The following is a 7,937-nucleotide window of genomic DNA, read 5'->3' on the forward strand; positions in this document are numbered from 1 at the left end:
ACAAGGAAAAACCAAGTTGTGCTCTAGCAACAATAAGTTAGAACATTTGTTATCCAAACCTCAGGTCAAATAAACCATACGAGTGACTTACTTGATCCATCTCTATTATGAAATAGATACAGATTAATTACATGGGTATCTATTTGTTTACTCAATTCTATTTGTTGCAAAAAACATTACAAATATAAAATGTAAATGATAGTTGTTATCATTGCGATTGTTTTGATAAACTCCACTCCCTCAGAATAAATAATTTATGAAATGGAAATAGTTTTCTATTTCTCTAATACTAATTTGCTTAATACGTAATCTCTTTTTAGGTGATGAAATTTTATCGATAACTAGTTGAAAAATCTCTGTTTAGTTTTCTAAACAGGTAAAGTTTAACTCGATTGGTGGCAGAACCACGCGCTGAAGTTATTTAAGTATTAAGTCAACATAGTATCAGGCCCAATTGCGTAGTTTGGAGTTCTAATATGCAAATCTCTCGCTCATCAGCGCTATCTGCATCTTGTATTGCAGTTAAGTTGGCACTTATAGGCGCCAGTTCATCAGCACTTGCTGCTGATGACATTGAACGAATTAGTGTTTATGGCAAACATAACAAAATAATTCTACAGTCAGGTACTGCGACTAAATCAAACATGGATCTAATGCAAACTCCCGCAGCTGTTGTGGTTGTGGATAAAGAGCTATTGGATTCACAAAGTGCAGCTACGCTTCAAGAAGCATTACGCAATGTCAGTGGTTTATCACAAGCCGGTAATAACTATGGTATCGGTGACTCGCTAACGGTTCGTGGTTTGGGCGTAAACTATACTTATGATGGTATGTACGGTGGTGCAGACTTGGGTAATAGCTTCAACCCAACACGTTCACTGACTAACATCGAAAGCATTGAAGTGTTGAAAGGCCCTGCAACTGGTTTGTATGGTATTGGTGCTGCTGGAGGTGTGGTTAACTTAGTCGAGAAAAAACCACAGTTTGAGCGAGCGCTTGAGATCAGCGGTAAAGTTGGTGCGTGGAATACGTATGGCATCGGTGTAGATTTTACCGATGCAATTACAGATAAGTTAGCATTTCGCGTAGTTGCCAATCACGAGCGTAGTGATGGGTATAGAGATCTTGAGTCTGGTCGTGATGAGGTGTACGCGAGTTTAAGGTTTGATCCAAACAGTGATCATTCTTTATTACTATCTACAGCCTTTATTGATGATACACAGCAGGTTGACTCGATTGGTGATCCAGTTCGTATTATTAACTGGGATAGTATCGATGGTGCACCAGGCCTAGTAACTGCTGATCAGTTACCCAATGACAGCAATTATATAGTCGATGCTGAAAAGTGGCTTGGTCAGCAACTCACTGATGAACAGCGAGCTCAGTTAGCTGCATCTATTTTAGCATCTGATGGCCTAAAGCCGTTCGACCTTGGTGATGGCAATCTGATTTCACCACTCTCTCGTCCAAATGAAGGTGAAGAGTTACGTGTTAAATTACGCCATGACTGGTATTTAAATCGCAACTCAAAACTGACTCAACAAGTATTATGGCGTAGCTATGATTCAGATTTTGTACGTCAAACAGGTGCTTATAACTATGTTTACTGGGAACGCAGAGCCAAGTATAACGATGAGTACTACGATATTATCAATGCAGCACCAAGAGCACCTTTAGTTGTTGATGGTGAGCTGTATCCGTATGCCGCTCGTCGACAAGAGTATCGTCGTCAGGTTGCAAGTGAGAAAACGTGGCAATATTTTGCTGATTTGCAATTAACATGGGATATGGACTCGATTAGTGGTGAGCACTTAGTGAGTGTCAACTATGAAAATCGTGATATGCGATTACAAAGCTGGTCTGCCTATGACGCTGATGGCAAAGGCTCTGTTCCTTACATTTTAGATATTCGCAATCCAAACTGGCCAACAGGTACTTTTGAGGATTACGCGCCATCGCTTCGTAGTAACTATGACAAAACCCTTACAGCATACGGGATTAGTGCACAAGAAGTGGTTTATATTACTTCTGCGCTAACTGCTCGAGCGGGTCTTGCCTATACTTCAGTTGAGCAGAAGTATCAACATTTAGGTACTGATCGCTCACCTGAAGAAGGTAAAGAGTTAGATACTGATGATGCTGGAATGACATTCAATGTTGGCCTCAACTATCAGGTAATGCCGCAACTTTCTACATTTATAAATGTGGCGAAAGGTCGTACTGCATACAGCGTATTGGGCAGCCTTCAGGACGAAGCAGATGCAAACCGTAAGAATAGGCCTGACTCAGAGTCTGAAACACTTGATATTGGTATGCGTTTTACAGCGTTTGATGAAGACTTACTTGGCTCACTTGTATGGTTTGAAACAAAACGTACTAACCTGATGTACGCGAATCCTGAGTATAATGATACACCGGGTGATGATTATAATGTCAGTGTTCCTCGGTATTTCTTCGATGATGAAGATGAGTCACAAGGTGTCGAGCTTGATTTGAATTTAGCGCTAAATGAACGAATTAGTGTGAATGTTAACGCGACTTATCAAGATGCGGTTGAAATTCGCTCTGATACGCGTTCTGGTCAGAAGAAAGGGATCCCGAAAAAATTTGCGAGTACTTGGATAAAGTATACGCAACCTGTTGGGTTACTTAACGGTGCTTTCGAATATAGTGTTGGTGTTAACTATGAAAGTGAGAGAACCATAAACTCAGTTTCATTTGGTTTACCAACAGCAACGATAGATGGTTATACTCGTTGGGATGCTGCGGTTAAGTTTGATGCTGAACACTTTAATGTTCAACTAAACCTAGAAAACTTAACGGATGAACGCTACTACAGCAAAGCTATGTTCCTCGGTGGCATGCCAGGTAACGAGCGAAATGCTAAATTGAGCTTTAACTACAAGTTCTAAGCTTACTGGTAAAAAGAGGAAGTATGCTTCCTCTTTTTTTCGGGTGTTCATAATAACTGCTCGCGTCGCTCGACTTGCCGCCTAGTAATCTAAGCAAAAGTCGAGCAACAATGAATAAAGCGCACTTGGGTGAACCCGAAGGGCTGTGGGTTAAGGTGACTTTGCAGGAACGCAAAGTCTTTATCGCCTGGCTCACATAGAATAACCATGCGACAAAGGCTCTGTCTTATATAAATACCAACTGAACTGCTGTAAAAACATACTTGGAAGGTTAACTGGCTCTAATTGGTATAACAAACGACGTTTAGTTTAAATAACAGCTAATACGTGTTAACAGCTCGCAGGGCTGAGTATCTCGAACATCATTTAAATATTCTTCAATTACAGGTATGTCTGCCGCTTCAAAGTGACTGTTTGGTAACCATTGGCCAAATAGATACTCATACGGAGTTTCTAGAGAAGCATAATCCCCTTGATGCAATAAGGTTGCCGTTCTCCCTTTAGGAAGTGAAAATATGCTAAACTCTGGCGGTAGTGGTGTGGGAAGTTCAGGTACTAAAATAGTTGCCATCGCTCTTAATTGTTGTGTCTCTATTGTTTGTGGATCGTCAAAATATATCCCAAAAAATGGTATCAAACACAAACTTCGGTTAAATAGATTGTAGGATAGGGCTAAGGTTATTTGAGCTGCTATGTAGAGTTAAAGAAATAAATGAGATGTCTTAATTATTCATTGAGTCGTTCAATTGTTGGTGCAATTGTATGGCTAAGAGGTTACAATTGCGACTGTATATCATTGCTATTTAGAGCAAAAACTAGACTACCGTTACATATCTATTTTACCACACTTTACTTGTACTTAGTTCGAGCAACGGGCTTTTAATATAAGTAATATAAGGTAAAGTTGGGTTTTGAGTATAATGTCAATTAAAATGACACATACAGCACATGTAACGCTCAATATTATACAGGTACTCGACTCCTTTCATGACAGATATCACAACGCACCAAGCTTCTCGTCGCAGGCTGTTGATTGCGCTTGCAATTACATGCTCGTTTATGGTTATTCAAGTTGTTGGTGCATATTATGCTAATTCTCTTGCTGTACTCGCTGATGCAGGACATTTGTTCGTTCATAACAGCTCTTTATTTATTGCTTTAATCGCCTCCAGTGTTGCTGTTTATCTTGCAAATACATACAACGATGGCTACAAGCGAGCTGAATACACCGGCGGCTTAATTAACGGTATTTTGTACCTTTCTATTGCGGTAATTATTTTGCTTGAAGGCGGAGAACGGCTCTCTCACCATGCTGGTGGTCACGAGCTGGAAGTTAACAGCTATCTAATGTCAATTATCGCTGCTATCGGTTTTCTTTTCCATGGTGCTTCGGCTTGGGTACTGTATAAAGGACGTAAAGATAGTATCAATGTATACGCGGTGTTCCTGCATTCATTCTTTGACTTGTTGTCCACAGTTTCAACTTTTATCGCTGGAGTGATAATTCACTTAACTGGCTGGGAAGTGGTTGATATCCTCTCAAGTATGCTGATTTCATTGTTTGTTTTATTCACAGGTATCAAGGTGATTTGGTCATGTATCAAAGGGCTTGCGACCCCAGCAGAGGTTTTACCTACGGTTAAGGATGTTGAGAGTACGATTGTAAATACAGAGCATGTTGAGAGTGCACATAATATAACTATCAGTAAGGTAGATGGCGCCTTAGTTGTGGGAGCTCATATTGTATTAAAGCACCATTGTACTTTGGAATCTCATGACTCAGCATGTCGTTTAGAAGTGGAAGAGGCGCTTAAAAAGTTACTCAAAGTAGATGACAGTGTACTTCAGATTGAAAGCCATGATTGCCCTCACCATTAAATGGTGTGGTTAAAATAGATTATCCGAAGTATAGGTTAGATAATTCACTCATTCGGTATTATTGTTATACCTATATTACGAGATAAATAACTGGTGCGACATTTGAATCAAAAACAAGCGCTAATTTTAACAATTGCCCTCGGTGTTTTGGGTGGCTTGGCAAACTTGCTACCCATTTGGTTTTTGGACAGCTCAGAGTTTTTATTCGGTCAGTTATTTGTCTTGTTTGTGTTGCTACTGTGTGGCTGGCGGTATGCCGTGATTGCCGTAGCGGTTGGTGCAAGTTTTCTGTTTTATCGCTGGGGTCATTGTTGGCCATCTCTGGTATTTCTGCTGGAAGTGTTATGGCTACAGTTTGTTTGCGCACGTTTTGGAAAGCCATTTTTTGTACGAGGTTTGGCTTTTTGGTTCTTATTCGGCTTGCCGATACTTTTTATTTTTGGCTATTTTACGCTAGAGCTACCACTTTTAGTCATTTTCACCGCGCTTGCTAAGTACTTAATTAACGCCGGTATTTGTCTTGCTGTCGTTGATTTGCTGAGCTTTTTCTTTACTCGTAGTAAGTGGCAAGGCATGCCACTTAATCAAATTTTAAACTCTACGGTTAATCTCGTTATCGTGTTAGTGGTATTAACAACAACGATAGTACTAACAAACAATTACTATCAGCGAATTGAGAAAGAGATTAACACACAGCTAGAGGCAGCTTCTCAGTCCATCACAGCGCAAATAGATGATTATTTAGATGCTTACCGACGTGCTATGGTTATATCTGCCAGTGATGTGGCTCTTGGTATTGATAAAGCGTACGTTATTGAACGACTACTTAATACGTACAGCAACTTTAGAACAGCAATTGTTACTGATGCTGAAGCTAACGTTACCCACTTTTATCCTCTGCACTTTGCTGCAACGATGAAAGTCGTCACTGCGAACGTGAGTGACAGAGACTATTTTACATACGCTATTGATAACCCAAGCGGCTATGTATCTGGAATATTTCAAGGGAGAGGGTTTGATGAAGCGCCAATTGTTGCCATCTCTGCGCCGATCTACAAAGAGGGTGTATTTAACGGAATAGTCGAAGGCTCGTTGATATTTGGCTCTTTTGAGCGGTTTATTCCCAAAATTCTTGCGCAAGATGCCAATTTGGTGGTTATAGATAAGAATAAGCGCGTCGTTTTTAGCTCATTAATGACAGAATTTAAAACACTAGATATGCCAAGTGGCGATGTCTTAAGTGCATTATTTGATACTCAGGCGGCTGTCTATTCAGACTCAACTGGGCAGCTATTGTTCAAGCAAGCAGCTGTATCAACGCAATACGAGTGGTCGGTGATCACACTACTCGATCGCAAATATCTCAATTTTGTCGCGGCTGAAGCTTGGTTGTATGCTGCAGGACTTGCGTTAGTTATTATTTTGCTCAGCTCTGTTTTTGTTCGTCAACTAACACGCCTTCTCGTTCGTCCAATAGTTACATTAAGCCGAGATATTCGAGCGTATGAACCATCTACTTTAATCGAAAACTCAGCAACGTCAGACAGCAGCTTCCTTGAGATAGTAGAGTTGCAGCAGCAGTTCAACCAACTTGCTTTTAAACTTACGTTAAGCTTTACCAAACAAAATCAAGCACGGATTGAAAACGAGCGCCTTAATACCAAGCTAACCGACTTCAATCGTGAACTAGAGCAACAAGTTACTGAAAAAACGGTTGAGCTTACCAAGGCATTAGAGGATGCTAATGCAGCAAGTAAATCTAAAAGCCGCTTTTTGGCTAACATGAGCCATGAAATTAGAACCCCTTTAAACGGCATTATCGGTATGGCTGACAATCTGCTCCGAGAAGAATCGCTAACAGTCAATACGCGCGAGCAGCTAACGATAATAGCCCAATCAGCCAAAAACCTGATGTTAATACTCAACGATATATTAGATTATTCAAAGATAGAGGCAGGAGCATTAAAAATTGAGCGCCGCGCCATTGACGTGCACAAAATGCTAGATAGTTTAGTCGGGGTATTTAAGCTCGCCAATGTGAAGCTTGGTGTAGCGTTTCGCTATGAAAAAGATCCTAGGCTGCCCCGATACCTCTTACTTGACGAGTTGAGAGTGACTCAGATAATCAATAACCTGTTAAATAACGCGGGTAAGTTTACACATCAAGGTCATATAATACTTGCGGTAGAATATCGACAAAGCCGATTAAATCTAAGTATTTCTGACTCTGGTATTGGCATTTCACAAGCCCAGCAGGAAGTGCTTTTTCAGGAGTTTACTCAAGCAGATCTTTCAACAACCCGTAAATTTGGTGGAACGGGGCTTGGGCTTGCAATAACCAAAAAGTTGATAGAAGCAATGGATGGTGAGATTACGTTGCGTAGTGAACTTGGGGTGGGAAGCGAGTTTGTCGTCAATATTCCTACAGAGATAGGAGAAAAAGTCGAAGTTGAGCAGCAAAGCGTGGAGGTACCTAGGCTAAATGGGATCTCGATATTACTCGTTGAAGACAACATGATTAACCAAGTTGTGGTAGGTAAGCTTCTAGAGAAGACACAGTGTAAGCTAGACAAGGTAAATGATGGGATAGAAGCATTATCTGCCATAAAGGCAAAAAGCTATGCGTTAGTATTAATGGATTGCCAAATGCCGAATATGGATGGTTTTAGCTGCACAAAAGCAATTAGAAATGAGCCCGAAGTGTTTGGTGAACCTTATATCATAGCTATCACTGCAAATGCCTATGAGGAAGATAAGCACAAATGCTTGCAAGCCGGGATGGATGATTTTTTATCTAAACCTATAGATGTAAATGAACTTTATCAGAAGCTAGCACAGTGGCAGCAAACTGAAATGAAGGTATAAAACCGATTTTTGCCGTTTGCATAGATAAAGCTTAACAAGTGAACGCCTTTGAAAGTATAGTTTATACTTTCATCTAGAATAAAATAATACGTTCTTTCTCTGTCTACACAAATACATGGACAGCACCGCTAGAGCCTATTGCAACTAGCTGCGCTAGCTAATGTCGTGGTTATTACACCAATTATCTTAATTAAGTGGTCTATTTTGAGGTGAGAAAATCTTGTCGATAACCCCGCTACCGCGTCCTGCTATCGCCAAGGTACTTAGTCGCCCCTGAAACCA

At 40.5% G+C, this 7,937-nt stretch carries 5 protein-coding genes; 3 read left to right on the plus strand and 2 right to left on the minus strand.

What is annotated here, in order from left to right:
• Positions 1-476 precede the first annotated feature (476 nt).
• Complete coding sequence (locus D9603_RS19505) at positions 477-2,912, plus strand: TonB-dependent receptor (RefSeq protein WP_128732557.1); 2,436 nt, start codon at positions 477-479, stop codon at positions 2,910-2,912.
• Here the strand turns inward: D9603_RS19505 and D9603_RS22235 are convergent.
• Together D9603_RS22235 and D9603_RS19515 are read right to left on the minus strand one after the other, a co-directional pair.
• Positions 2,896-3,087, minus strand: a complete 192-nt coding sequence (locus tag D9603_RS22235; RefSeq protein ID WP_225740808.1) for a hypothetical protein — start codon at positions 3,085-3,087, stop codon at positions 2,896-2,898. The genes D9603_RS19505 and D9603_RS22235 overlap by 17 nt on opposite strands.
• A 129-nt stretch (positions 3,088-3,216) precedes the next feature.
• Positions 3,217-3,555, minus strand: a complete 339-nt coding sequence (locus tag D9603_RS19515) for a GyrI-like domain-containing protein (protein WP_347232151.1) — start codon at positions 3,553-3,555, stop codon at positions 3,217-3,219.
• Between the two features lie 344 nt (positions 3,556-3,899).
• On the opposite strand from D9603_RS19515, the gene D9603_RS19520 reads away from it, so the two are divergent.
• On the plus strand, positions 3,900-4,790 hold the full coding sequence (locus D9603_RS19520; protein ID WP_128732560.1) for a cation diffusion facilitator family transporter: 891 nt from the start codon (positions 3,900-3,902) through the stop codon (positions 4,788-4,790).
• Positions 4,791-4,892: 102 nt separating this feature from the next.
• Positions 4,893-7,655: a response regulator gene (locus tag D9603_RS19525; RefSeq protein WP_128732561.1), complete on the plus strand. Its 2,763-nt coding sequence runs from the start codon at positions 4,893-4,895 to the stop codon at positions 7,653-7,655.
• Positions 7,656-7,937: the final 282 nt, after the last annotated feature.

This window comes from Pseudoalteromonas sp. PS5 (assembly GCF_004103255.1).
GTDB classification, from domain to species: Bacteria; Pseudomonadota; Gammaproteobacteria; order Enterobacterales; family Alteromonadaceae; genus Pseudoalteromonas; species Pseudoalteromonas peptidolytica.